Here is a 25424-nt window from a genome sequence, read left to right as displayed (position 1 = left end):
CGGAGGCTAGCGCCGGTAGTTGGGCGCCTCGACGACCATCTGCAGGTCGTGCGGGTGGCTCTCTTTCAGGCCCGCCGCCGTGATGCGGACGAACTTGCCACGCGCCTTGAGCTCGGGGATCGTGCGCCCGCCGACGTAGAACATCGACTGACGCAGGCCGCCGACGAGCTGGTAGACGACGTTGCCCAGAGCGCCGCGGTAGGGCACCTGGCCCTCGACGCCCTCGGGGATGAGCTTGTCGTCGGAGGGGACGTCGGCCTGGAAGTAGCGGTCTTTGGAGTACGAAGTGTTCTTGCCGCGGGTCTGCATGGCCCCGAGCGAGCCCATGCCGCGGTACGCCTTGAACTGCTTGCCGTTCAAGAAGACCATGTCGCCGGGGCTCTCGTCGCAGCCGGCGAGGAGCGAGCCGAGCATGACGGTGTCGGCACCCGCGACGAGGGCCTTGGCGATGTCGCCGGAGTACTGCAGGCCTCCGTCGGCGATGACCGGGACGCCGGCCTCACGAGCGGCCAGCCAGGCCTCGTACACGGCCGTGACCTGGGGCACGCCGACGCCGGAGACGACGCGGGTCGTGCAGATCGAGCCCGGGCCCACGCCGACCTTGATCGCGTCGGCACCGGCGTCGATGAGCGCCTGGGCGCCGCTGCGCGTGGCGACGTTGCCGCCGATCACGTCGATGTGATCGAAGCTCGGGTCGGCCTTGATGCGCTTGATCATGTCGAGCTCGCCGGTGCTCTCGCCGTTGGCCGTGTCGACCACGAGCACGTCGACGCCCGCGTCGCGGAGAGCCTGTGCGCGCTGCCAGGCGTCGCCGAAGAAGCCGATGGCGGCGCCGACGCGGAGCCGACCCTCGTCGTCCTTGGTGGCGTCGGGGTACTTCTCGCTCTTGTCGAAGTCCTTCACCGTGATGAGGCCGCGCAGCTTGCCCGCCTCGTCGACGAGGGGCAGCTTCTCGATCTTGTGCTGCGCGAAGATCGCGACGGCCGAGTCGGGGTCGATGCCCTCGGCGGCCGTGATGAGCGGCGAGGTGGTCATGACGTCTCGGACGAGGGTCGTGGCCATCTCGAACTTCGAGACGAAGCGCATGTCGCGGTTGGTGATGATGCCGACCAGCGTGCCGTCGCGCTCGACGACCGGGAGGCCGGAGACGCGGAACTGGCCGCAGAGCGCGTCGACGTCGGCGACGGTCGCGTCGGGGGTCGTGGTGACCGGGTTGGTGATCATGCCGGACTCGCTGCGCTTGACCTTGTCGACGTGCGCGGCCTGGTCTTCGATCGAGAGGTTGCGGTGGATGATGCCGAGGCCGCCCTGGCGTGCCATGGCGATCGCCATGCGGGACTCGGTGACGGTGTCCATCGCGGCGGAGAGGAGCGGGACCGCGACCCGGATGCGCTTGGTCAGCCGCGACGAGGTGTCGGCCTCGGAGGGGATGACGTCGGTCTGCCCGGGCAGGAGCATGACGTCGTCGTACGTGAGTCCGATGAAACCGAAGGGATCCGGCTGGTCCATGAGCCACCTTTTGAGTGAGGAGAACGGGGAAGGGGGGATGCCCGGCGTCGCCTTCGAGGACCGGTGATACATATTAACCCGAGTGCCGCGTTTCCATTCCCCGGGAGTCCATCGGAAAGCCATACTGACCTGTGTCCCGACTGTGTTCTGCGTGAAACACAGCAGACACATAGGGAAAGTACTGTCAACGACGACGGCGAGCCAGACCCTCGGGGAAATGTCCTGACTGGGCCGTCCAGGAGGTTCTGTGACTCTCAACCCGACCATCGCCCGACCGGCCCGGAGCCACTCGTCACGACGGAGCCAGCCGTCATGGCGGAGCCACTCGTTGCGGCAAGGAAGCCCCTCGAGACGGCGCCACTCCCTCGTCCTCGTGGCAGCGATGATGCTGCTGGCACTCCTCGCCAGTGCGACGTCGCTCGCCTTCGGCCCGAGCGCGGCTCACGCCGCCACGACCACGCCCTGCGTCGTCGACACCACGACCGGCTGCATCCAGGGCACCCTGCTCCGCAGTGACGGGAAGCCCGCCGCCGGAGTCACCATCACGGCCAAGCTGGGCGGCACCTCCCTCCCGTCGAAGACCGACGACACCGGGCGCTGGGCCATCCCCGTCAAGGCGGCCGGCACTTACACGGTCACCCTGAACGAGAAGACCCTGCCCTCGGGCCAGTACCTCGCGAACGCGAAGACGAACGACCGTCAGGTGTCCATCACGCTCGGTGCCGTCGCGGGAACGATCTTCCAGCTGTCGACCACCAAGGGTGCGGTCATCGACAACAACAACACGGGCAGCGACTTCTCCTGGCAGCGGCTCGCTCAACAGAGCGCCTCGGGCATCCGACTCGGCCTGCTGCTGGCCCTCGCCGCCATCGGCCTCTCGCTCGTGACCGGCACGACCGGCCTCCAGAGCTTCGCGCACGGCGAGCAGGTGACCCTCGGCGGACTCCTCGCCTACACGTTCGCCAACACGTTCGGGTTCAACCTCATCCTCGCGGCGACGATCTCGGTGGTGATCTCGGCGGCGACCGGCTACTTCCAGGACATGCTGATCTGGAAGCCGCTGCGGAAGAGGGGCCTCAGCCTGACCCAGCTGATGATCGTCACGATCGGCCTCTCGATCGCGCTGCAGTACGCGTTCCAGTACTTCTACGGCGCGGCGACGGTGCGCATCGACACGAACAACCCGAAGACCATCGACCTCGGCGGCGTGGTCCTCACCGTGCAGTCGTACGTGGCCATGGGCATCTCGGTCGTTGTGCTCATCCTCGCCGGGCTGTTCCTGCTGAAGACCCGCACCGGTCGTGCCACGCGCGCGGTCTCCGACAACCCGGCTCTGGCCGCGGCGTCGGGCATCGACGTGGACCGCATCATCCGCCTCGTCTGGACCATCGCGGCCGGTCTCGCCGGCCTCTCCGGCGTCATGCTCGGCCTGGTGCTCAACGGGGTCAACTGGCAGACGGGACTCCAGATCCTGCTGCTGATCTTCGCGGCAGTGACCCTCGGAGGCATCGGCACCGCGTTCGGTGCGTTGATCGGCTCGCTCATCGTCGGCGTCATCGTCGAGCTGACGAACCTCGTGCTGCCGGGCGACTTCAAGTACGCCACGGCCCTCTTCATCCTCATCGTCATCCTGATGTTCCGACCGCAGGGCATCTTCGGCCGCCGCGAGCGCATCGGTTAAGGGAGAAAACACACCATGGACTACATCGTCACCCTCTTCCAGTCGCTCACCGTGCAGGCCATAGCGCCGACCACGGCGGCGTTCGCCATCGCCGCGATCGGCCTGAATATCCACTTCGGCTTCGCCGGTCTGCTCAACATCGGCCAGGCGGCGTTCCTCCTCCTCGGCGGCTACGGCTTCGCCATCTCCATCGAGCGCGGCCTGCCCCTGGGCATCGCCGTCCTGGTCGCCCTGCTGTGCGCCCTGATCTTCGCGTTCGTGCTCGGATTGCCCACCTTGAAGTTGAGGGGCGACTACCTGGCGATCGTGACCATCTCGGCGGCGGAGATCATCCGCATGGTGGGCAGGTCGAGCATCCTCACCTCCCTCACCGGCGGTTCCAACGGAATCACGGGCCAGTCGTTCAACGGCCCGTTCTTCGCCCTCTCGCCGCTGCCGGACCACGCGACCACGATCCTCTGGTTCACGTACGACAACAACGGCGTCAACGGCTGGTGGATCCGCATCGTCGGCTGGGCTCTGGTGGGCGTGTTCACGCTGCTGGTCTTCGCTCTCAGCCGCAGCCCCTGGGGCCGCGTGCTCAAGGGCATCCGCGAGGACGAGGATGCGGTGCGCAGCCTGGGCAAGAACGTATACTCCTACAAGTTGCAGGCTCTCATCCTCGGCGGTCTGATCGGCGCGATCGCGGGCATCATCTACGTCCTGCCCTCGTCGGTGCAGCCGGACGGCCTCGGCCGCTCGACGACCTTCTTCATCTACACCGCCCTCCTCCTGGGCGGCGCGGCCTCGGTCTTCGGGCCCGTGCTCGGCGCCGTCCTGTTCTTCGTGATGCGCCTCCTCGTCCAGACCCTGGCACAGGACTTCATCCCGACGAGCATCATGAACGGACAGCAGGCCACCCAGTTCTCGTACGTCCTGGTCGGAGTCGCGCTCATGTGCCTGATCATCTTCAGACCCCAGGGGATCCTGGGAAACAAGAGGGAGCTGTCGTTCAGTGTCTGAGACCAACGCACCCACGCCCCTGGCATCGGCCAGTGCATCCCCCTCTCGGCGCGACCAGCCGGGCTACGACTACGACCGCGTCGAACTGCGGCGGAAGCTCGCCCTCGTGCCGGAGGAGCCGGGCTCGTCGAAGCCCGACCCGATCCTCGTCGTCGACAACGTGGTGCGTCGATTCGGCGGCATGACCGCGGTCGACGTCGGCCACGTCGAGGTCCAGCGCGGCGCCATCACGGCGCTGATCGGACCGAACGGTGCCGGCAAGACGACGTTCTTCAACCTGCTCACCGGATTCGACAAGCCGAACTCGGCGCCGTCGATGCTGAAGCGCGGCGCCGACACGGCGAAGTGGATCTTCAACGGCCGCGACATGGGGGCCGTCGGCGCCGCCAAGGTGTCGCGTCAGGGCATGGTCCGCACCTTCCAGCTCACGAAGGCGCTCTCGCGTCTGACCGTGATGGAGAACATGCTCCTCGGGGCGCGCGACCAGCCGGGCGAGAACTTCTTCGTCGCCATCGTGAAGCCGCTCTGGCGGAAGCGGGAGGCGGAAATCGAGGCGAAGGCCGCCGATTTGCTCGAGCGCTTCAAGCTCTACGAGAAGAAGGACGACTACGCGGGCAGCCTCTCCGGCGGCCAGCGGAAGCTCCTCGAGATGGCGCGCGCCCTGATGAGCGACCCGTCGATGATCATGCTCGACGAGCCGATGGCCGGGGTGAACCCGGCGCTGACGCAGTCGCTCCTCGGGCACATCCAGTCGTTGCGCGACGAGGGCACCACCGTGCTGTTCGTCGAGCACGACATGCACATGGTGCGGCACATCTCCGACTGGGTCATCGTCATGGCCGAGGGCCGGATCGTCGCCGAGGGCCCGGCCGACACCGTGATGGACAATCCCGCCGTGGTCGACGCCTATCTCGGCGCCCACCACGACACCGACCTGGGCGACGACTCGCTGCTGACCGACGAGTCGTTCGACGAGATCGAGGCCGAGGTCGCGCACGAGGCCGACGCACGCAAAGAGGCCGACGCACGCAAAGAAGAAGGCACAGCATGAGCAACGTCATCGACACGGACGTCCACAAGGGCACCGACAAGTTCGCCGGCCAGGAGCCGATCATGCGGGCGAACGACCTCGTCGCCGGCTACCTGCCCGGGGTGAACATCCTCAACAACTGCGACCTGGTCTGCTACTCGGGCGAGCTGATCGGCATCATCGGCCCGAACGGCGCCGGCAAGTCGACGCTTCTCAAGGCCCTGTTCGGTCTCGTCAAGATCCACTCGGGCAGCGTGACGCTGGCCGGACGCGACATCACGAACCTCAAGGCCAACAAGCTGGTCCAGGCCGGCATCGGGTTCGTGCCGCAGACGAACAACGTGTTCCCGTCGCTGTCGATCGAGGAGAACCTGCAGATGGGCATGTTCCTCCGCCCCAAGCAGTTCGCCGAGCGCCTCGACTTCATCTTCGACCTGTTCCCGGTGCTCTCCGACCGCCGTGCTCAGCGCGCGGGCTCGCTCTCCGGCGGCGAGCGGCAGTCCGTCGCCATGGCGCGGGCGCTGATGATGGACCCGAAGGTGCTGCTGCTCGACGAGCCCTCCGCGGGTCTGTCGCCGGTGCGCCAGGACGAGACGTTCATCCGCACCCGACGCATCAACAAGGCCGGCGTCTCGGTGATCATGGTCGAGCAGAACGCGCGCCGCTGCCTCCAGATCTGCGACCGCGGCTACGTGCTCGACCAGGGGCGGAACGCCTACTCGGGCACCGGGCGCGAGCTCGCCGACGACCCCAAGGTGATCGAGCTGTACCTCGGCACGCTGGCGAAGGACGTCGACGGCGCGTAGCTGCGCGCCGGCGCGGCGCCCGCGCCGCGCCCGCATCGCTCCCGACACCACAAACGGCCCGAAACACCTGTAACGACTGGTGTTTCGAGCCGTTTCCGGTGTCGCGACGTAGGGCTGTGGACAACTCCAGCGGGGGATGCACGGGTTCGGGCATCCTCGGTCGATGCACACCGATCCTCCCGCGAGTCCGATCGAGGGCGTCTTCGTGTCCCGAGGCGCCACCGACGAACGCGCCTTGCGAACCCTTCACGAATCCGGTCGAATCCGACGACTCCGTCGTGGCGCCTACGTCGACGCCGCGATGTGGAACGCGGCCTCGAGGCGCGAGAGGAGCATCCTCCGTATTCATGCCGTGATCGGAAGCCGCGGTTTCGCCGACATCGTCTCGCACGATTCGGCAGCCGTCCTCCACGGTGTCTCCCTCCTGCGCGAACCGGAGGAGGTGCACGTGCTCGACCCGAGCGCGCGATCCACTCGCCGGAGGAACGGACTCGTCCTGCATGCGGGGTCGCTGACGGAGTCCGATCGTCTCGCGCGGCCACCGTTCCTCGTGACGACCCCGAGGAGGACGCTCGTCGATGTCGCTCGTTCGCTCCCCTTCCGCGACGGTGTGGCGGCTCTCGACTCCGCCCTCCGCACGGGCCTCCTCGAGCGAGACTCCGTCCGGCACGAGGTCGAGAGCAGCGGGATGCGCTACGGGGAGGGCGCGGTCCTCCGAGCTCTCGCCTTCGCCGACGAGAGGGCGGCGAATCCTGGAGAGAGCCTCTCCCGAGTCGTCATCCACGAACTGGGGTTCCAAGCGCCGACGATCCTCCAGAAGGAGTTCCGCGACCGTCGTGGGCGAATAGGCTTCACGGATTTCTGGTGGGAGGAGGCCGGCATCGTCGGCGAGTTCGACGGGTTCGCGAAGTATTCGAAACCCGAGTACCTCGGCGCGCTCAGCCCCTCTCAAGTGGTCGTGCGGGAAAAGGCCCGAGAGCGTCGACTCGAGGCTCACCCCGAAGTCTCTCGAGTGGCGCGATGGGTGTGGAGCGACCTCATGAACCCGCCCCGCTTGTTCGCCCTGCTCTCCGAAGCGAGGGTGCCGCGGCGGGCGGGGCAGTCTGAGGAACGTCGCACGGCCGCGGCCCGAACCGCGGGGGAGGCCAACCGGTAGGGTAGGCGGGTGACTGAGGTAGAGATCGGCGTTGCCAAGCGCGCCAGCAGGGCTTACGCGTTCGACGACATCGCCATCGTCCCGTCCCGCCGTACTCGCGATCCGAAAGACGTCCACGTCGGCTGGTCGATCGACGCGTTCCAGTTCGAGTCGCCGATCATCGCCGCGCCGATGGACTCCGTCGTGAGCCCGGCCACCGCGATCCGCATCGGGCAGCTCGGGGGCCTCGGCGTCCTCGACCTCGAGGGCGTGTGGACCCGCTACGACGACCCCGAGACCGTGCTCGCCGAGATCCGCGAGCTGCCCGACGAGGTCGCCACCCGCCGCATGCAGGAGATCTACTCGGCTCCGATCCGCCCGGAGCTCGTCACCGCGCGCCTTGCCGAGATCCGGGCCGCAGGGGTCGTCGTCGCCGGCGCCCTCAGCCCGCAGCGCACCCAAGACCTATACCAGACGGTGGTCGACGCCGGTGTCGACGTGTTCGTCATCCGGGGCACCACCGTGTCGGCCGAACACGTCTCCAAGAGCACCGAGCCGCTCAACCTGAAGAAGTTCATCTACGAGCTCGACGTCCCGGTGATCGTGGGCGGGGCATCCACCTACACCGCGGCTCTCCACCTGATGCGGACGGGTGCGGCAGGCGTGCTCGTCGGGTTCGGGGGCGGCGCTGCCTCGACGACCCGTGCATCCCTCGGAATCCACGCCCCCATGGCCACGGCCGTGGCCGACGTCGCCGGCGCCCGCCGCGACTACCTCGACGAGTCGGGCGGACGCTACGTGCACGTCATCGCCGACGGCGGTCTCGGCACCTCGGGCGACATCGTCAAGGCCATCGCGACCGGCGCCGACGCGGTCATGCTCGGCGCGGCCCTCGCTCGCGCGACCGACGTGCCCGGCGGCGGCTACCACTGGGGCCCCGAGGCGCACCACCTCGAGCTGCCCCGCGGTCGTCGCGTCCACGTCGGGTCGGTCGGCACCCTCGAGAAGATCTTCTACGGGCCTGCCGAGACGGCCGACGGCACCGCGAACCTGATCGGCGCGCTCCGTCGATCGATGGCGACGACCGGCTACAGCGACCTGAAAGAGTTCCAGCGCGTCGAGGTCGTCGTCGCGCCGTACCACCCGCACTAGGCGCGTCGGCCTGTTCGCTGGAGGCGTGCATCCTCCTGCCCCCTGAGGGAAGAGCGCGACGGGGATGCACGTTGTCCACAGGTGAGGATCGGCCCGGCTCCCGTGCATCCCGGCACCGCTAGGCTGAGACGACCGACCCCACAAGCTTCTGGAGATCAGCCCATGGTTGACGTGCGTCGTGTGAAACTCCCCGGCGTGGGAGTCCTGCACACCTTCATCACCGACGACGGTGGCAAGTGCGGTGTCATCACGCACCGTTCGGGCCATTCCGACCTGATCGCGTTCAGCGACGAAAGCGACGGCAAAGACGCCACCAAGGTGTCGCTGCGTCTGAGCGAGGACGAGGCGCACACGCTCGCCGAGCTGCTCGGCGGCACCCGCATCACCGAGTCGCTCTCGGCTCTCGAGGCGATGCCAGGCCTCAGCATCGATTGGTTCCCCGTCGACTACGACGACCACATCGCCGGTCAGCCCCTCGGCGACCTCGCGGCCATGGGCGTCGTCGGTCTCACGGTCGTGGCCGTGGTGCGCGGCGAGTCGGCGAATCCGGCCCCGTCGGGCGACTTCCGCGTCTTCCCGGGCGACACGCTCGTCGTCGCCGGCTCTCCTGAAAAAGTCGCCAAGGCGTTTTCGTTCTACCGCAACGGCAAGGTCAAGGCGCCCGCGGGCTCCGTGTCGGTCGAAGCCCCGCCCGGAAGCTAGCCGCCGATGCACCTGGGCCAAGAACTCCTCGTCCTCGGCGTCCTGCTGCTGATCGCCTACGTCCTCGGGCGTCTGGCCAAGCTCATCGGTCTCCCGACCATTCCCGTCTACATGGTCGTCGGGCTTCTCGCGAGCCCGCACGTGGGCTGGTTCCCCCTGAGTTTCGGGTCCGACAAGATCGAGCTCATCGCGATCTTCGGCCTGATCCTGCTGCTGTTCAACCTGGGCCTCGAGTTCGACCAGGACGAGTTCTTCGGCAACATCCGACGGCTCGTGCTCTCGGGCGGCAGCTACATCGCGGTCAACATGGTGGCCGGGCTGGCCTTCGGGTTCTGGGTCGGCTGGGGCACCCGAGAAGCGCTCGTGATCGCGGGCATCACCGCGACCTCGTCGAGCGCGATCGTCACCAAGCTGTTGATCGAACTGGGGCGATTGGCGAATCGCGAGACCCCGATGATCCTCGGCGTCACCGTCGTCGAGGACATCTTCATCGCGATCTATCTCGCGATCGTGTCCGTCGTCCTCAGCGGCGAGACCGACCCGATCCCGGTGATCGGCAAACTCGTCGTCGCCTTCCTGTTCCTGATCGTCATGTTCACGCTCGCCCGAAAGGGCGGGGCGCTCGTGTCGAGACTCATGCGCACCCGCGACGACGAACTGTTCACCGTGCTGTTCTTCGGCCTCGCCGTGATGTTCGCCGGCATCGGCGAGATCCTCGGCGTGACCGACGCCATCGGGGCTTTCCTCATCGGCCTCGTCTGCGGTGCGACCCGATTCCGCAATCGCATCGAGACCTTCGCGCTCCCGATGCGCGACATCTTCGCGGCCTTCTTCTTCCTCAACTTCGGCATCGGGCTCGACCCGGCTCTCTTCCCGACCGTCTTCTGGACCGTTCTGGCCGCCTGCGCCATGACGATCCTGCTCAACCTGGGGGCAGGCCAGCTCGTCGCCTGGATCAACAAGCTCGGGCCGCAGGCGGGTCTCAACACGGCGTTCATCCTCCACAACCGAGGAGAATTCGCGCTGATCCTGGCCACCCTCTCGCTCGGCGCGGGCCTCGACGACCGCATCCAGCCGTTCGCCGGTCTCTACGTCTTGATCATGGCGATCGTAGGCCCCCTGCTCGCGTCCAATTCCGAGAAGATCGGAGGCGTACTCTTGCGTGCGCGGAAGAAAACCGGCGACACCGCCGACGGGCACCGTGACGGTCCTCCCCGCGGAAGCGAGGAGATCGCCCTGATGGAGGCGGCTCTGGCCGGCGACACCCCCGAAAGGCGGAGCGTCGTCACCGACGAGTTCGCCGACGACCTCGACGAAGAAGCGGACAGCGACTTCACCGAGGCGAACACCGACGACGTCGACGACCTCGACCCCGTCGGCCCCGACGGAGACGCACTGGTCGACCGAGCGGCAGAGCAGGCCGGGCAGCAGTCCGACCAGCGTGCGACCAGGCAGAGAGACCCCGAATACTGATGAGCCAGGCACCCACCCCCAGGCACCCCGAGCGCGACGACCTCCCCGAGACCCTCTGGGTCGTGGCGCGGCGCCCCCGGTGGATCGGTGCGCTCGTGTTCGCCCTCGCCGTCGCGGCGCTCTTCGCATTCCTCGGCCACTGGCAGCTCGATCGGAGCGTCGAGAGCCTGAAGCCCGTCAACACCGGTTCGGAGACCCGCAAGGTCCTCTCCGACGTGACCCGCCCGACTGCCGAGTTCCTCGACCGGCTCACCGGTCAGAAGGTGTCCGTCAAGGGCTCCTTCGCGCCCGACGACTTCCGGGTCGTGTCCGAGCGCCTGCAGCAGGGGCAGCACGGCACCGGCTACTGGCTGACGGGGCGCTTCGTCGACCAAGCCAACGGTGCGTCCGTCGTCGTCGCCGTGGGCTGGGGGCGGACCGAGGCGGATGCACGTCAGGCCATCGTCGACGTCCCGCTGGCTCCGACGGTCACCACGCTCGACGGCCGCTACCTCCCGACCGAGTCCGCCGACGACGGCAAGTTCCAGCAGGGCGAGCTGACGGTCGTCGCCGTCCCGCAGCTGATCAACGAGTACGCGAACTTCAGCGGTTCCGTCTACGACGGTTACGTGGTGGACTCCCGTGCCTACGGCCCCCTCAGCCCGATCTACTCGCCCGCTCCCATCGACAAGGCCACCCTCAACTGGCTGAACGTGTTCTACGCCGTCGAGTGGGTCGTCTTCGCGGGCTTCGCGATCTTCCTCTGGTACCGCCTCGTGCGCGATGCGTTCGAACGCGAGACCGAACTCGACGAGGACGACTTCGACGACGCCCTCTTGGCGTCGTCCACGACCGTCGGCCCCTCGAACCGTCACGACTAGAATTGCTCCATGCCTCTGAAGCCCCGCCCGCGCGACATCCCCAAGATCCCCGGGGCCGTGCGGTTCTACAAGGTCTGCGCCTACGTCACCGGTGTGATGCTCCTCCTCCTGTGCATGGAGATGATCCTCAAGTACACGCCGCTCCACACCGAGCTGGCGTTGAACGATCCGCGTGGCTTCTTCGTCCGAGCCGACACGATCCGCAGCCCGGCCCTCGACCTGTCGCTGTTCATCCTCATCGCTCACGGCTGGCTCTACGTGCTCTACCTGATCGCCGACTTCCGGCTCTGGAGCATCATGCGCTGGCCCTTCACCCGCTTCGTCCTCATCGCCCTCGGCGGGGTCATCCCCTTCCTTTCCTTCTTCATGGAGCGCCACATGGCCAAGCTCGCCCTCGAGCAGTACGAGACCCTCCAGGCCGAGCGTGCCGTGAGCCGGGCGGGAGTGGCGACCGCGTGAGTGAAGAGACCTCTCAGCAGCCCGTCCTCGTCGTCGACTTCGGGGCGCAGTACGCCCAGCTGATCGCCCGTCGCGTCCGCGAGGCCAACGTCTACTCCGAGATCGTCCCTCACACGATCACCGCTGCCGAGATCGCCGCGAAGAACCCCGTCGGCATCGTCCTGAGCGGTGGCCCGTCGAGTGTCTACGAGACGGGCGCCCCGGCGCTCGACCCGGCGATCCTCGAGCTCGACGTACCCGTCCTCGGCATCTGCTACGGCTTCCAGGCCATGGCGGTGGCGCTCGGCGGCGAGGTCGCCCAGACGGGTCAGCGCGAGTACGGCGCCACCGACGTCCACATCACGGGGACGACGTCCACGTTGCTCGACGGCCAGCCCGCCGACCAGACGACCTGGATGAGCCACGGCGACAGCGTCTCGAAGGCTCCTGAAGGCTTCGAAGTGCTCGCGTCGAGCGCCTCCACTCCCGTCGCCGCGTTCGCCTCCGACGCTCGCCGTCTCTACGGGGTGCAGTGGCACCCCGAGGTCAAGCACTCGTCGTTCGGCCAGGCCGTGCTCGAGAACTTCCTGCACCGGGCCGCCGGCATCCCGGCCGACTGGAACAGCGGCAGTGTCATCGCCGAGCAGGTCGCCCGCATTCAGGAGCAGGTCGGCTCCGGCCGCGTCATCTGCGGTCTGTCCGGTGGTGTCGACTCCGCGGTCGCCGCGGCGATCGTGCACAAGGCCGTCGGAGACCAGCTCACCTGCATCTTCGTCGACCACGGTCTCCTCCGCGCCGACGAGCGAGCCCAGGTCGAGAAGGACTACGTGGCCGCAACGGGCATCCGCCTCGTCACCATCGACGCCGAGAAGCAGTTCCTCGACGCCCTGGCCGGTGTGACCGACCCCGAGCAGAAGCGCAAGATCATCGGGCGCGAGTTCATCCGCAGCTTCGAGGCCGCCGCCGCCGACCTGGTGCTGGAGGCCTCCGAGTCGAACGACGGCGAGCCGGTCGAGTTCCTCGTGCAGGGCACGCTCTACCCCGACGTCGTCGAGTCCGGCGGCGGTACCGGCACGGCCAACATCAAGAGCCACCACAACGTCGGCGGCCTCCCCGAAGACCTGCAGTTCGCCCTCGTCGAGCCCCTCCGCACCCTGTTCAAAGACGAGGTGCGGGCCATCGGCCGCGAGCTGGGGCTTCCCGAGGTCATCGTGGGCCGACAGCCGTTCCCCGGCCCCGGCCTCGGGATCCGCATCGTCGGCGAGGTGACCTACGAGCGTCTCGAGCTCCTCCGCAAGGCCGACAAGATAGCGCGCACCGAGCTCACTGCGGCCGGGCTCGACGGCGAGATCTGGCAGTGCCCGGTCGTGCTGCTGGCCGACGTGCGGTCGGTCGGTGTGCAGGGCGACGGGCGCACTTACGGTCACCCGATCGTGCTGCGCCCCGTGTCGAGCGAAGACGCCATGACCGCCGACTGGACCCGCCTGCCGTACGACGTGCTGGCGCGCATCTCGAACCGCATCACGAACGAGGTGGAGGGCGTGAACCGCGTCGTCCTCGACGTCACGAGCAAGCCACCGGGCACCATCGAATGGGAATAGCCCTCCCGAAGCACGAAGAAGCCCCCGACCATCAGGTCGGGGGCTTCGTCGTGCTGGCTCCCCGGGCTAGTTGTTGCCGCGGAGGATGGCCAGGAACCGGAGGATCTCGGTGTACAGCCAGACGATGGTGACGACGAGGCCGAAAGCGGCCTGCCAGCCGAAGACGCGCGGGGCGCCTCGCTCGACGCCGACCTTGATCTGCGTGAAGTCGAGCACCAGCGAGTAGGCCGCGAGCAGAACGACGACGATGCCGATGACGGCGCCGATCGGGATTCCGAAGACGCGGATGCTGCTGAGCCCGAAGTCGTTCGAGGCGGCGCCGACGTGGAAGACCTGCAGCAGGAAGTTGACCAGTGCGTAGGCCGCGTAGCCGACCATGGCGACGAGGAAGATCTGCGTGGCGCGCTTCGAGGCGCGGACCTTGCCCGAGGCGAACAGGGCCAATGTGACGGCGAAGACACCGAGCGTGCCGAAGACCGCCTGTGGCACGATGCCGGGCCAGCGAGCGTCGAAGAAGGCCGAGATGCCGCCGACGAAAAGGCCCTCGAACCCGGCGTAGGCCAGGACGAGCGCGCCGGACGGGCGCTTCTTGAAGATGTTGACCAGCGCGAGGACGAATCCGACGATGCCGCCGACGATCCAGATGCCGGGGATGAACCAGCCGGCGACGGCACCGACGAGGAGGACCGCGAACGCACCGACCGTCTTGGCGATGGTGTCTTCGTAGGTCATGCGGTCGGTGTCGACGGGGGAGGCGCTCGGCTTCTCGTAGAGCGCCTGGAGCTGTTCGGCCGTCATACCGCCGTTGACGACGGGCTTGCCGGCGGCTGCGGCCTGGTCGGCGCGCCACTTGTCGAGGGCGCGGCCGTCGTTCGAGAAGGCCGGCGACTGGTTGAAGCCGGGATTCGAGTGAGCCAAGGGGTGCCTCCAGAGGGGGACTGATCGGGTGGAACGTTCCGTCGAGAATACTGGACGCCGCTGGGGATCCACCTGGGGATTTGCCTGGTCAGAGGGGCATTCGCCCGGGGCTTAACTGCGGACCGTGCAGGCTTGCAGGGTGTGCACGGCAAACGTTCACCTGGCGGATGCGTCGGGACGGGCATCCCTCGATTAGCGTTCCAGGGTGGAACGCAGAACCCGAGTCATCGCCCACCGCGGCGCCAGCGGGCTCCGCCCCGAGCACGGAGCCGACGCCTATCGGCTCGCCGTCGAGGCCGGGGCCGACGCGATCGAGCCCGACATCGTCGCCACGAAGGACGGCGTGCTGGTGCTGCGCCACGAGAACGAGATCTCGGGGACGACCGACGTGGCCGAGCATCCCGCGTTCGCCGACCGTCGGACGACGAAGGAGATCGACGGCGAGTCCGTGACCGGCTGGTTCACCGAGGACTTCACCTGGGCGGAACTGTCGCAGGTGCGGATCCGTGAGCGGCTGCCCGAGCTCCGGCCCGAGAGCGCAGCCCACGACGGGGAAGGGCGGATCCAGAGGCTCGGCGATCTGCTCGACCTGCTCGACGGAGACGCCGCCCGGACGGCCGCCGCCGAGGGGACGGCCCCGGTCGGGCTCGTCGCCGAGATCAAGCACGCGACCTACTTCGCCTCGATCGGTCTTCCCCTCGACGAACTCGTCGCGGCCGAGCTGGCCTCGCGGGGCTGGGCCGACGATCCGCGGCTGACCGTGGAGAGCTTCGAGGCGACGGTGCTCGGCCGCCTGCGCGAGCGGGGCGTGGGCGGTCGGCACGTGTACCTGCTCGAGAAGAAAGGCGCGCCGTTCGACCTCGTCGCTCGGGACGGGTCGAGCGCCGAGACGTATGCCGCGCAACTCGAACCGGAGTCGCTCGACGGACTGGCGGCATCGGGTCTGTCCGGGATCAGCGTCCCGAAGAAGCTCCTCTTGAACAAGGACGGATCCGGGGATGCCCGGCTCGTCGATCGAGCGCACGCCGCCGGTCTCGAGATCCTCACCTGGACCCTTCGGCCCGAGAACCTGTTCCTCGCCAAAGCCTGGCGTTCGGGGTCGGACCCGGCGGCGCTCGGCGACTGGAGACAGGAGTTCTCCCGCATCGTCGACACCGGCGTCGACGGGGTGTTCACCGACTTCCCGGGGATGCTCGGGGAGCTGCTCCGGGACAGGGTCGCCGTCGACTGACCGATGTCGGGGGCGGTGCCTACACTTGAACCCACCATGACGATCGTCCTCGAGCCCTCCGATCCTGCCTACAACGGCGCCTCCGGTCGTTCCGGTGCGCCCGGTGCATCCGCCGGTCCGGGTGCCTTCGGGGGTGCCGGTGCGCGCTTGACCGAAGGGCTCAACCCGCAGCAGAAAGAGGCGGTGGAGTACCGCGGCCAGTCGCTGCTCATCGTCGCGGGCGCGGGCTCGGGCAAGACCAGCGTGCTCACGCGCCGCATCGCCGGGCTGATCGATTCGCGCGAAGCCTGGCCGAGTCAGATCCTCGCCATCACGTTCACCAACAAGGCCGCGGCCGAGATGCGCGAGCGCGTCCATCAGCTCATCGGGCAATCGGCCGACGGCATGTGGATCTCGACGTTCCACTCCGCCTGCGTGCGCATCCTCCGACGCGAGGCCGAGCAGTTCGGATTCACGAAGAGCTTCACCATCTACGACTCGGCCGACTCGCGGGCGCTGCTCAAGCGGATCCTGAAAGAGCTCGACGCCGACACCATGGGCTTCACGGTGAGCCAGGCCAGCGGCAAGATCTCCAAGCTCAAGAACGAACTGAGCGATGCCGAGACCTACTCCCGGCAGATCAACACCGGCGACCCGCAGGAGGTGCTGTTCCTCGAGATCTTCCGCCAGTACACCCGCGAACTGCAGCGCGCCAACGCCTTCGACTTCGACGACCTCATCGCGCAGACGGTCTACCTGTTCCGGGCGTTTCCGCACGTGGCGGCGCTCTACCAGCGGCGGTTCCGCCACATCCTGGTCGACGAGTACCAGGACACCAACCACGCCCAGTACGCCCTGATCCGCGAGCTCACCCGACCGGTCGACCCCGACGAGGTGGAGCTGCTCGAGCAGGGCGGCCAGTACGTGGCGACGCTCCGAGACGGGAGCGGGCGCATCCCCGGTGCCTCCCTGACCGTGGTCGGCGACTCCGACCAGTCGATCTACGCCTTCCGCGGGGCGGACATCCGCAACATCACCGAGTTCGAGCACGACTTCCCGAACTCGAAGGTGATCCTGCTCGAGCAGAACTACCGGTCGACGCAGAACATCCTCGACGCCGCCAACGCGGTGATCGCGAACAACTTCGATCGTCAGGCGAAGAGCCTGTTCACCACGGTCGGCGCCGGCGACAAGATCATCGGTTTCACGGGCTACACCGGGCACGACGAGGCGCAGTTCGTCGCCGACGAGATCGCGACGCTCCACGACGGCGGCACGGCCTACAAAGACATCGCCGTCTTCTACCGCACGAACTCGCAGACGCGTGCCCTCGAAGAGATCTTCATCCGCTCGGCCATTCCCTATCGCGTTCTCGGCGGCACCAAGTTCTACGAGCGGGCCGAGATCAAAGACGCCATGGCGTACCTCATCTCGGTCGCCAACCCGGCCGATCCGATGGCTCTCCGCCGGATCATGAACGTGCCGAAACGCGGCATCGGTCCCGCCACCGAGACCGCCCTGCAGCGCTACGCCGACCAGCACGAGGTCGGGCTTCGCGACGCGCTCCGCAACGCCTCCGAACTGGGCCTCGGTCCGAAGGTGACCGGAGCCATCACGGGTCTCGCGACGCTCCTCGACGACGTCTCGAAGACGGCGGCGACCGCACCGGTGAGCGACATCCTGCTGGCGCTGATCCAGGGCAGCGGACTGGTGGACGCCCTGCGTGCCTCCCGCGACCCGCAAGACGAAGCTCGTGCCGAGAACATCGACGAACTCCTGGCCGTGACGAAGGAGTTCCAGAAGAACAACCCCGAAGGCACCCTCCTCGACTTCCTCACCGAGGTCACGCTGGTCGCGGCTGCCGACGACCTCGACGACACCAGCGGGACGGTGTCGCTGATGACCCTGCACACGGCGAAGGGGCTGGAGTACGAGGCCGTCTTCCTCACGGGCGTCGAAGAAGACCTGCTGCCGCATCGCATGTCGGCCTCCGAACCCGGCGGCCCGGCCGAAGAGCGCCGTCTGTTCTACGTCGGCATCACGCGCGCGCGCCAGAAGCTGTTCCTGTCCCTCGCCATGACCCGGGCGCAGTTCGGCGAAGTGAACGTGGCCATGCCCTCGCGGTTCCTGCAGGAGATCCCCGTCGAGTTGATCGACTGGAAGCAGTCGCCCGGCATGGCGAACAGCCGGGGAGGCACGCAGCCCCGTGCGCTGAACGCACGTCGCGACGGGTTCGACGAAGGTGGTCGGCGCGGCATCGGTTCTGGTTCTGGTGACGGCGGTTTCGGAGGCCGCGCCCGGGCAGCCGGCGGCTACGGCAGCGGCAGCTACGACCGAGCGACCGCCGCTGCCAAGACTCGCCCGAAGACCGAGTGGGCGAACCGCGTCACGGGTACCGTCCGCGACAACGGCGATCTCGAGCTCGACGCCGGCGATCGCATCTCCCACGTCGACTTCGGCGAGGGGCGGGTGGTGGCCGTGACCGGTCTCGGTGCCCGCCGCATCGCCGAGGTCCAGTTCGACACGGCCGGGCGCAAGAAGCTGCTGATCAAGGTCGCGCCGATCGAGAAGATCTAGCGGCTGCGGCTGCTGCGGCTGCGGGTGCGGCGCCTGCGGTGGCGGGTGCTGGTGCGGCTGGGGCGTCTTGCGGCGGCGGCGGGTGCGGTTGCTGCAGGTCGCGTCTTGCTGCGGCGCCCATCGCCGAGTGGCCGAACACCTCGCGGCAGGGGCCGTGGACGCGTGAATGCGGCTGGCGGGGCTCGGCCGCTGCCGCCCCTGCCTGCGTCGCCCCGTCGAATCGGCACCCCCACCCCGAACCGGCGAGGCCCCGCGCGAGCGGCGGCCGACACCCGCCGAATCGGCGGGAGCCCGCAGTCGAGACGGGGGGATCCTGCCGATTCGGAGGGGCAACTGCGGCGGGGGAGCTGCGGCGGGGTGCGCTGCCGCGGCACTGCTCGGACAGCACTGCTCGGCCGGCGCCGCTCAGGCCTCGGCGTCGGAGGCGGCGACCGTGCTCCGGGCTCGGAGGCGGCGCGCCACCAGGGTGCCCAGCACCGCGAACACGCCGACCGAGAGCGCTCCCGCGCCGGCGAGCAGCTTGGGGAGGACCTCGTCGCCCGTGAAGGCGAGCGCGGCCGGCTTCGCCGGAGCGGCTGGAGGCGACGGCGGGGCCGGGGGAGTCGGCGGCACGGTGGGCACCTCGGGCTCGGGCACGTCGATCATCTCGGCTCGGTGGGCCACGAGGTCGGCGAACGCGGGGACGAGTTGGCGCCCGTCGGCGTCCGCCTCCGTGCCGGGCGACCGGAGGACGAAGGCGTAGTGGCCGGGTGCCGGCACGTCGACGCAATCGGTCGTCGCGGAGACGAGGTCGGCACCGGCACCGGCACCGGCCTCGGCCTCGGCGTCGGCGTCAGAACCGAAACCGCCCACGACGGTCGTGGTCGTCCGTCCCGCGACGGGTAGCCCGTCGAGGCCGGGCCCGAGGTCGTCGGTGAAGTCGTGGCCGTCCTCGATGCGCTCGGCGAGGGGGCCCACGAGCAGACTCTCGACCTCGAGGGAGACCCCGGACGGGATGCCCGTCGCCTCGAGATGATCGCTGACACAGCTGCCGGGTGCCGCGGTCGAGGCGTCGGCGCGCGTGACGATCGACGGCAGGGCGGGAGTCAGGGTGACCTCGGTGGCGACACCGAACGGGGAGCGCCAGGGGCGGAGACGGTCGCGCCCTTGATCGACGGGGGTGTCGGCGGGATCGATGGACTCGACCCAGACGTAGTACCCGGCCGTGGGGATCGTGCATCCTGCGGTCGTCGTCGTTCCGGGCCCCGAGGCCATGACGGTCTCGACGGTGCAGACCTCGGGTGCGTCGCTCGGCCAGTCCGGCTCGACCGTGGGAGCGCTTGCGAACGGGCCGAGGAGCCGGCTGCGAATGGTGACGGGAATCGGAGCGAAGCCGTCGCCGGAGCGGAACACGCCCCACTCTCGGAGGAGGCCGTCTCCCGGCTCGACGTCGAGGCTGAGTTCGTCGCGGAGGAGGGTGCCGCTCTCCGCCGTGGCGGCGCTCGTCTTCGTGAGCACTCGAGGCTGGAAGGGCAGCGGTGAGATCAGGTCGTACGCGCTGGCTCCTCTGGCCAGGCCGGTGGTGGTGACGGGGAGGAGCAGGGCCTGGGCGCCTCCGACACTGGTACCGACGGCGACGGCGGCCCCGAACGGCAGGTCGGCATAGTCGGCGGAGACCGAGATCGCCGTGACCGCGCCCTCGCCCGTCGGCGTGAGGACGCGTCGCTCGCCGTTGACGACCAGGCCCGAGGAGCTGCCGTCGGGGATCGTGGCACCCGTCGCGGTGATCCGACCGACTGCGGCGCTGTCCGGCGCCGTCGAGGTCCGGCCGCCGATGTGCGTGAGGACGAGGTCGGTCGTCACGCCGAGCCGGCCGTCGGCGTCGATGTCGAACCGGACGTCGACCTTCTGATCGACGTTGGCGTTCGAGGCCGCCTCGCGCAGCACCTCGCCCGTCAGGGTCAAGACCTGGCGGGCGCGGTCACCGGCTCGCGAGGCATACCAGGCCTGACTGTGACCGTTGAGGCCCATGATCGTCCACACGGCGAGAGCGGCGGCGGCGGCCGCGTCGGGGTCGGGCGTCGCGACCCACTTGCGCAGGATGTAGGCGACCTGGGCCGTCTCCTCTCGGGAGTGCCCCAGAGCGGCGTCGGTGAGCTGCGACTCGTAGGAGCTGCCGATCGGCGACGCCCTTCCCGCCTCGAGGCAGAAGGCGAGCCCGCCGTCGTCGAGCCGGTAAGTGCCGATCCAGGAGACGCCGTCGGTGTGGAGGTAGCCGACGCCGTGGGCCGCGCCACGGAGCGCGGCCGCCGGGGTGGCGGGCACGAGTGAGGCGAGGACGCCGAGGATCAGGAGGGCCGCGAGGACCACGCGGGAGCGAGAGGACCGGATCGGTGAGGAGAGCGGGGAACGGGGTGAGGGCAATCGGAAGGGGGATTCGTTCATGCCCTCGAGGCTGGCGGGGACGTGCATCCCACGGGCTCGCCTGCCGGCGATCCGGGGACAGGTGCGACTGCGGGTCGGCCTGGGGAGAACAGGTCGATCACACGCCGAAGCGGGCCGCCCCGAGGGGACGGCCCGCTTCGTGGACGAACGGGGGAGAACAGGTGATCAGGGCTCTTCGTCGAGGTCGACGTCGGCCCCGTCGAGGTCGTTGGCGGCCTCGTACGGAGCGCCCTCGCGGGGCGATCCACCGGTGGGCCCGTCGTTGCCCTCACCGATGCCGGGCTCGACGGTCTCGCCGGCGACGGCGTCGTTCGTGACGATCTCTTCGGACTCTTCGAAACGCGCGGCCTCGCGGGAGTCGTCGTAGGGCGGAGTGGTGGACGAGGTGTCGCTCATGATCAGGCCAGCCCGAGCTGCTCGAGCATGGTCGCCTGGTCGGTCGATCCCCAGCGTTCGACGATGAGGCCGTCCTCGTCGAACTTGCCGATCTGGATCCCGCGCACCGAGAACGACTTGCCCGTGGGGTCGTTGCCCTGGAAGGGGCCCGTGTTCGTGCCGGTGATCGTGAAGACCGCGGCGACCTGGTCGTCGTCGGCGACGATCGTCTCGACCTGGAGGGCTCCGTCGGGGAAGCCGGTGAAGAACGACGTCCAGAACTCCTGGATGCCGGCCAGGCCCGCGGGCGCACCGGGGACGGGATCGTGGTCGACGACGTTCTGGTGGAAGCCTTCGCCGAGGCGCGAGACGTCCTTCGCCGTGAGGATCTCGCCGATTCGTTCCTGGGTGGCTACGTTCTTGTCCTTGGACATGTGGTCTCCAATTGTCGTAGGTCGCGCCGGTCTCGACGCGAGGTGTACCGCGAGCGGCACGTCTCCGTGTCTACGCTCGGCCCCTCCATGTGACGTCCCCCGGACACTCAGGATGACGCGAGGAGCAGCTTCCCGTCGCGAACCGCCTCGAGCGAGAGGACCTTGTATCCCTCGCTCTCGAAGAACACGGTCACCCGGTCGGACTCGACGCTCATCACCGTGCCGTGGCCCCACTCTCGATGCCGGACGCTCTCATCGGCGCGGAAAGCCGAGTCTGCCGTCGAGTCGGCGTCCGTCGCCCCGGCATCCGCCGACCCGGCGTCGTCGTCGACGGCGAACGCCGATCCGGACAGGCAGGTGTCGCAGTGCCCGCACGGTTCCGCCAGCTCCTCGCCGAAGTAGGCCAGCAGGTGCTGCCGACGGCAGCCCGACGTCTCCGCGTAGGCCTGCATCATCGCCAGTCGGGACTTCTCGACCCGCTCGCGACTCGCGGCCACCTCGAGGGCGCGAGCCGCTGCATCCCGCGCTTTCATGCCATCGGCGGCATGCACTCCGCTTCGACCCTCGGTGAGCGCCGACGCCTCGATCAGCAGATCGACGAGGCGACCGAGGTGGCGCGGCTTGAGGTCCACGTGTTTCGCGAGGACGGAGCGCCTGATCGGCGTCTCGGCGGACGCGACCACGGTGAAGACGCGCCCCAGCTCGGTCTTCGAAGGCAGCCCCGAGGCGAAGAACGTCCGCAGGCCGAGGTCCTCCGTCCGGTAGTGCAGCGTTGCGACGGCCGGCTCTCCGTCACGGCCGGCACGTCCGATCTCCTGGTAGTAGGCGTCGAGGGAGTCGGGGACGTCCGCGTGCACGACGAACCGGACGTCGGACTTGTCGATCCCCATCCCGAAGGCGCTTGTCGCGACGACGACCGCGATCTCACCCGAGAGGAACCGCTCGTGCACGCGATCCCGCTCGGCGGCCGGCAGACCGGCGTGATAGGCCGCCGCCTGTACGCCCTCCGCTCGCAGCGCGTCGGCGTACCGCGTGGTCGCCGCCCGAGTGGCGACGTAGAGCAGGCCCGGACGAGCCTGGCCCACGATCTCGGCGACGACCGCGCCCTCCTTCTCCTTCTCTTCTTCGTGTCGCACGACCTGCAGGTCGATGTTCGGCCGATCGAACCCGTGCCCCACCACGAGCGGATCGCGCATCCCGAGGCGTTCGACGATCTCGTCGCGGACCGGACCGGCTCCCGTCGCGGTCAAGGCCAGCACCGGGGGATGCCCGAGCCTCTCGATCACGGACCCGAGATGCAGATAATCGGGCCGGAAGTCGTGTCCCCACGCCGAGACGCAGTGCGCTTCGTCGACCACGACGAGCGATACCCCGGACGTTCGCAGCCGATCGACGACCTCGTCGGAGGCGAGCTGCTCCGGCGAGAGGAAGAGGAACTCGATCTCGCCGGCCCCGAAGGCGCGCCAGGTCTCCTCGTTGGCCGAGGCGCCCCGGGCGGAGTTGATCGCGGCGGCCCGGGGCGCGCGAGCGTGACGCTCGAGGCCGTCGACCTGGTCGGTCTGGAGGGCGATGAGGGGCGAGACGACGAGGGTCGGCCCGTCGAGGAGGGCGCCGGCCACCTGGTAGATCGCGGACTTGCCGAAGCCGGTGGGCATCAGGGCGAGCACGTCCCTCCCGTCGAGGAGGGCGGAGATCGCCTCGGGCTGGCCGGGGCGGAGTTCCCGCCAGCCGTAGACGTCGGCGGCGGTGGTGTCGATGGCAGTGCGGGTGGTCACTCGATCGACTGAACCACGTGCATCCCCCTCGGGCACGGGCTTGACACGGCAGCGGCCAGGGCGACAGCGCTAGGCTGATCGAGGCCCGATGTCTCGATGTCGAGAGAACTCATTCGCGGAGTGCGGATGGTGCTCGAGTCGAGACCCGTGAGACGCAGCGATGCGGATTGGAAGAACAGCGTGGATCTTTTCGAGTACCAGGCCAGAGACCTCTTCGAGGCCTACGGCGTACCGGTCCTACCCGGCATCATCGCCGACACCCCCGAGGACGTGAGGGCGGCCGCCGAGAAGCTGGGCGGCGTGACCGTGGTCAAGGCCCAGGTGAAGGTGGGAGGCCGCGGCAAGGCCGGCGGCGTGAAGGTCGCGAAGACCCCGGATGACGCGTTCACCGCCGCGCAGTCGATCCTGGGCCTCGACATCAAGGGGCACACGGTCAAGCGGGTCATGGTCGCCGGTGGCGCCCAGATCAAGCAGGAGTTCTACTTCTCGGTGCTGCTCGACCGGGCGAACCGCTCCTACCTCTCGCTGTGCAGCGTCGAGGGAGGCATGGAGATCGAGGAGCTCGCCGTCGAGCGTCCCGACGCCCTGGCACGCGTCGAGGTCGACCCCCTCGCCGGCATCGATCTGGCGAAGGCCACCGAGATCGCGAAGGCCGGCGGCTTCCCCGACGACCTCGTCGAGAAGGTCGCGCCCGTGCTCGTGAAGCTCTACGACGTCTACAAGGGCGAGGACGCCTCGCTCGTCGAGGTCAACCCGCTCGTGCTGACCGAACAGGGCGACATCGTCGCCCTCGACGGAAAGGTCACGATCGACGAGAACGCCGACTTCCGCCACCCGAACCACGCCGAGCTGGAGGACGCCGCCGCGGCCGATCCCCTCGAGGCGAAGGCCAAAGCGGCAGGGCTCAACTACGTGAAGCTCGACGGCGAGGTCGGGATCATCGGCAACGGCGCCGGGCTCGTCATGTCGACCCTCGACGTCGTCGCGTATGCCGGCGAGAAGTACCACGGCGTCAAGCCCGCCAACTTCCTCGACATCGGCGGCGGAGCCTCGGCCGAGGTCATGGCCAACGGCCTCGACGTCATCCTCGGCGACGAGCAGGTCAAGAGCGTCTTCGTCAACGTCTTCGGCGGGATCACCGCGTGCGACGCCGTGGCGAACGGCATCGTGGCGGCCCTCGGAATCCTGGGCGACGCGGCCACCAAGCCGCTCGTCGTCCGCCTGGACGGCAACAACGTCGACGAGGGTCGACGGATCCTCGCCGAGGCGAACCACCCCCTCGTGACCGTCGTCGCGACCATGGACGAAGCGGCCGACAAGGCCGCCGAGCTGGCTTCGAAGTAGAGAGACTGCGCAATGTCGATTTTTCTGAACAAAGACAACAAGGTCATCGTCCAGGGCATCACGGGTGGCGAGGGCTCCAAGCACACCGCGCTCATGCTGAAGGCCGGCACGCAGGTCGTCGGCGGCGTCAACGCCCGCAAGGCCGGGACGACCGTGACGCACGGCGACGTGACCCTGCCGGTGTTCGGCACGGTGACCGAGGCGATCGCCGAGACCGGCGCCGACGTGTCGATCGTCTTCGTGCCGCCGGCGTTCGCGAAAGACGCCGTCGTCGAAGCGATCGAGGCGGGCATCCCCCTGGTCGTCGTCATCACCGAGGGCATCCCGGCTCAGGACGCCGCGGAATTCTGGGCCCTGGCCAAGTCGAAGGGCGGCGCCACCCGCATCATCGGCCCGAACTGCCCCGGCATCATCACGCCGGGCGAGTCGCTCGTCGGCATCACCCCCAACAACATCTCGGGCAAGGGGCCGATCGGCCTCGTCTCGAAGTCGGGCACGCTGACCTATCAGATGATGTTCGAGCTCCGCGACCTCGGCTTCTCCACCGCCATCGGAATCGGCGGCGACCCGGTCATCGGCACGACTCACATCGACGCGCTCGCCGCGTTCGAGGCCGACCCGGAGACGAAGGCCATCGTCATGATCGGCGAGATCGGCGGCGACGCCGAAGAGCGCGCGGCCGACTTCATCAAGGCCAACGTCACGAAGCCGGTCGTCGGCTACGTCGCCGGCTTCACGGCTCCCGAGGGCAAGACGATGGGCCACGCGGGCGCGATCGTGTCCGGCTCCGCGGGCACGGCTCAGGCCAAGAAGGAGGCCCTCGAGGCCGCCGGGGTCAAGGTCGGCAAGACGCCTTCCGAGACCGCCGCTCTGCTGCGCGAGGTGTACGCGGCGCTCTGACGCCACGCGATCCTGAAGGGCTGTCCCGTCTCGGCGGGGCGGCCCTTCGTCGTCGGTGGCCCCGGGTACAGTCGTGGC

Annotated in this window: 21 protein-coding genes; 15 read left to right on the top strand and 6 right to left on the bottom strand. The window is 68.6% G+C overall.

Annotated elements, in window-relative coordinates:
• Positions 1 to 6: 6 nt before the first annotated feature.
• Positions 7 to 1509, bottom strand: a complete 1503-nt coding sequence (gene guaB, locus ABEA39_RS08740; protein ID WP_345375459.1) for an IMP dehydrogenase — start codon at positions 1507 to 1509, stop codon at positions 7 to 9.
• Positions 1510 to 1756: 247 nt separating this feature from the next.
• Between guaB and ABEA39_RS08735 the strand changes: the two genes are divergently transcribed.
• The 11 genes from ABEA39_RS08735 (at position 1757) to guaA (ending at position 13389) form a co-directional block, all read left to right on the top strand.
• A complete protein-coding gene (locus ABEA39_RS08735; RefSeq protein WP_345375457.1) occupies positions 1757 to 3190 on the top strand; it encodes a branched-chain amino acid ABC transporter permease in 1434 nt (477 codons plus the stop codon).
• 15 nt (positions 3191 to 3205) lie between these two features.
• Positions 3206 to 4192: a branched-chain amino acid ABC transporter permease gene (locus tag ABEA39_RS08730; protein WP_345375456.1), complete on the top strand. Its 987-nt coding sequence runs from the start codon at positions 3206 to 3208 to the stop codon at positions 4190 to 4192.
• Positions 4193 to 4277: 85 nt separating this feature from the next.
• Positions 4278 to 5243, top strand: coding sequence for an ABC transporter ATP-binding protein (locus ABEA39_RS08725; protein ID WP_345375907.1), 966 nt, complete (start codon positions 4278 to 4280; stop codon positions 5241 to 5243).
• Positions 5244 to 5305: 62 nt separating this feature from the next.
• Positions 5306 to 6028 (top strand): ABC transporter ATP-binding protein, encoded by a 723-nt coding sequence (locus tag ABEA39_RS08720; protein ID WP_345375906.1) that lies wholly within the window; start codon positions 5306 to 5308, stop codon positions 6026 to 6028.
• A 163-nt stretch (positions 6029 to 6191) separates the two neighbouring features.
• The gene (locus ABEA39_RS08715; RefSeq protein WP_345375455.1) at positions 6192 to 7184 is read left to right on the top strand and encodes a type IV toxin-antitoxin system AbiEi family antitoxin domain-containing protein; all 993 of its coding nucleotides are present in this window, start codon (positions 6192 to 6194) and stop codon (positions 7182 to 7184) included.
• A gap of 9 nt (positions 7185 to 7193) precedes the next feature.
• Positions 7194 to 8315, top strand: coding sequence for a GuaB3 family IMP dehydrogenase-related protein (locus ABEA39_RS08710; protein WP_345375454.1), 1122 nt, complete (start codon positions 7194 to 7196; stop codon positions 8313 to 8315).
• Between the two features lie 162 nt (positions 8316 to 8477).
• Complete coding sequence (locus tag ABEA39_RS08705) at positions 8478 to 9017, top strand: cation:proton antiporter regulatory subunit (RefSeq protein ID WP_345375453.1); 540 nt, start codon at positions 8478 to 8480, stop codon at positions 9015 to 9017.
• Between the two features lie 6 nt (positions 9018 to 9023).
• A complete protein-coding gene (locus ABEA39_RS08700; protein WP_345375452.1) occupies positions 9024 to 10490 on the top strand; it encodes a cation:proton antiporter in 1467 nt (488 codons plus the stop codon).
• Entirely contained in the window at positions 10490 to 11350 is an 861-nt protein-coding gene (locus ABEA39_RS08695) for an SURF1 family cytochrome oxidase biogenesis protein (RefSeq protein ID WP_345375451.1), read from the top strand. The genes ABEA39_RS08700 and ABEA39_RS08695 overlap by 1 nt, the downstream gene beginning before the upstream one ends.
• Before the next feature lie 9 nt (positions 11351 to 11359).
• Positions 11360 to 11809: a DUF3817 domain-containing protein gene (locus tag ABEA39_RS08690; RefSeq protein WP_345375450.1), complete on the top strand. Its 450-nt coding sequence runs from the start codon at positions 11360 to 11362 to the stop codon at positions 11807 to 11809.
• Positions 11806 to 13389, top strand: a complete 1584-nt coding sequence (gene guaA / locus ABEA39_RS08685) for a glutamine-hydrolyzing GMP synthase (RefSeq protein WP_345375449.1) — start codon at positions 11806 to 11808, stop codon at positions 13387 to 13389. Before ABEA39_RS08690 ends, guaA begins: the two co-directional genes overlap by 4 nt.
• Before the next feature lie 66 nt (positions 13390 to 13455).
• On the opposite strand, the gene ABEA39_RS08680 is transcribed toward guaA, so the two are convergent.
• Entirely contained in the window at positions 13456 to 14307 is an 852-nt protein-coding gene (locus tag ABEA39_RS08680; RefSeq protein WP_345375448.1) for a Bax inhibitor-1/YccA family protein, read from the bottom strand.
• Positions 14308 to 14512: 205 nt separating this feature from the next.
• On the opposite strand from ABEA39_RS08680, the gene ABEA39_RS08675 reads away from it, so the two are divergent.
• A complete protein-coding gene (locus ABEA39_RS08675; RefSeq protein WP_345375447.1) occupies positions 14513 to 15538 on the top strand; it encodes a glycerophosphodiester phosphodiesterase family protein in 1026 nt (341 codons plus the stop codon).
• A 36-nt stretch (positions 15539 to 15574) separates the two neighbouring features.
• Positions 15575 to 18094, top strand: a complete 2520-nt coding sequence (locus ABEA39_RS08670; protein ID WP_345375446.1) for an ATP-dependent helicase — start codon at positions 15575 to 15577, stop codon at positions 18092 to 18094.
• Between the two features lie 405 nt (positions 18095 to 18499).
• Here ABEA39_RS08670 and ABEA39_RS08665 read toward each other — a convergent pair whose 3' ends face one another.
• The 4 genes from ABEA39_RS08665 to ABEA39_RS08650 all read right to left on the bottom strand — a co-directional run bounded on the left by ABEA39_RS08665 (position 18500) and on the right by ABEA39_RS08650 (position 23102).
• Entirely contained in the window at positions 18500 to 20518 is a 2019-nt protein-coding gene (locus tag ABEA39_RS08665; RefSeq protein WP_345375445.1) for a hypothetical protein, read from the bottom strand.
• Between the two features lie 165 nt (positions 20519 to 20683).
• Positions 20684 to 20914, bottom strand: coding sequence for a hypothetical protein (locus tag ABEA39_RS08660; protein ID WP_345375444.1), 231 nt, complete (start codon positions 20912 to 20914; stop codon positions 20684 to 20686).
• A gap of 2 nt (positions 20915 to 20916) precedes the next feature.
• Entirely contained in the window at positions 20917 to 21327 is a 411-nt protein-coding gene (locus ABEA39_RS08655) for an ester cyclase (protein ID WP_345375443.1), read from the bottom strand.
• 107 nt (positions 21328 to 21434) lie between these two features.
• Complete coding sequence (locus ABEA39_RS08650; RefSeq protein ID WP_345375442.1) at positions 21435 to 23102, bottom strand: RecQ family ATP-dependent DNA helicase; 1668 nt, start codon at positions 23100 to 23102, stop codon at positions 21435 to 21437.
• Between the two features lie 180 nt (positions 23103 to 23282).
• Between ABEA39_RS08650 and sucC the strand changes: the two genes are divergently transcribed.
• Both sucC and sucD read left to right on the top strand, forming a co-directional pair.
• Positions 23283 to 24446 (top strand): ADP-forming succinate--CoA ligase subunit beta, encoded by a 1164-nt coding sequence (sucC, locus tag ABEA39_RS08645; protein ID WP_345375441.1) that lies wholly within the window; start codon positions 23283 to 23285, stop codon positions 24444 to 24446.
• Positions 24447 to 24458: 12 nt separating this feature from the next.
• Positions 24459 to 25346: a succinate--CoA ligase subunit alpha gene (sucD, locus tag ABEA39_RS08640; RefSeq protein ID WP_345375440.1), complete on the top strand. Its 888-nt coding sequence runs from the start codon at positions 24459 to 24461 to the stop codon at positions 25344 to 25346.
• Positions 25347 to 25424 lie beyond the last annotated feature (78 nt).

It is taken from the genome of Frondihabitans cladoniiphilus, assembly GCF_039544345.1.
GTDB lineage: Bacteria > Actinomycetota > Actinomycetes > Actinomycetales > Microbacteriaceae > Frondihabitans > Frondihabitans cladoniiphilus.
This window is presented reverse-complemented; position numbering and strand designations above follow the sequence as displayed.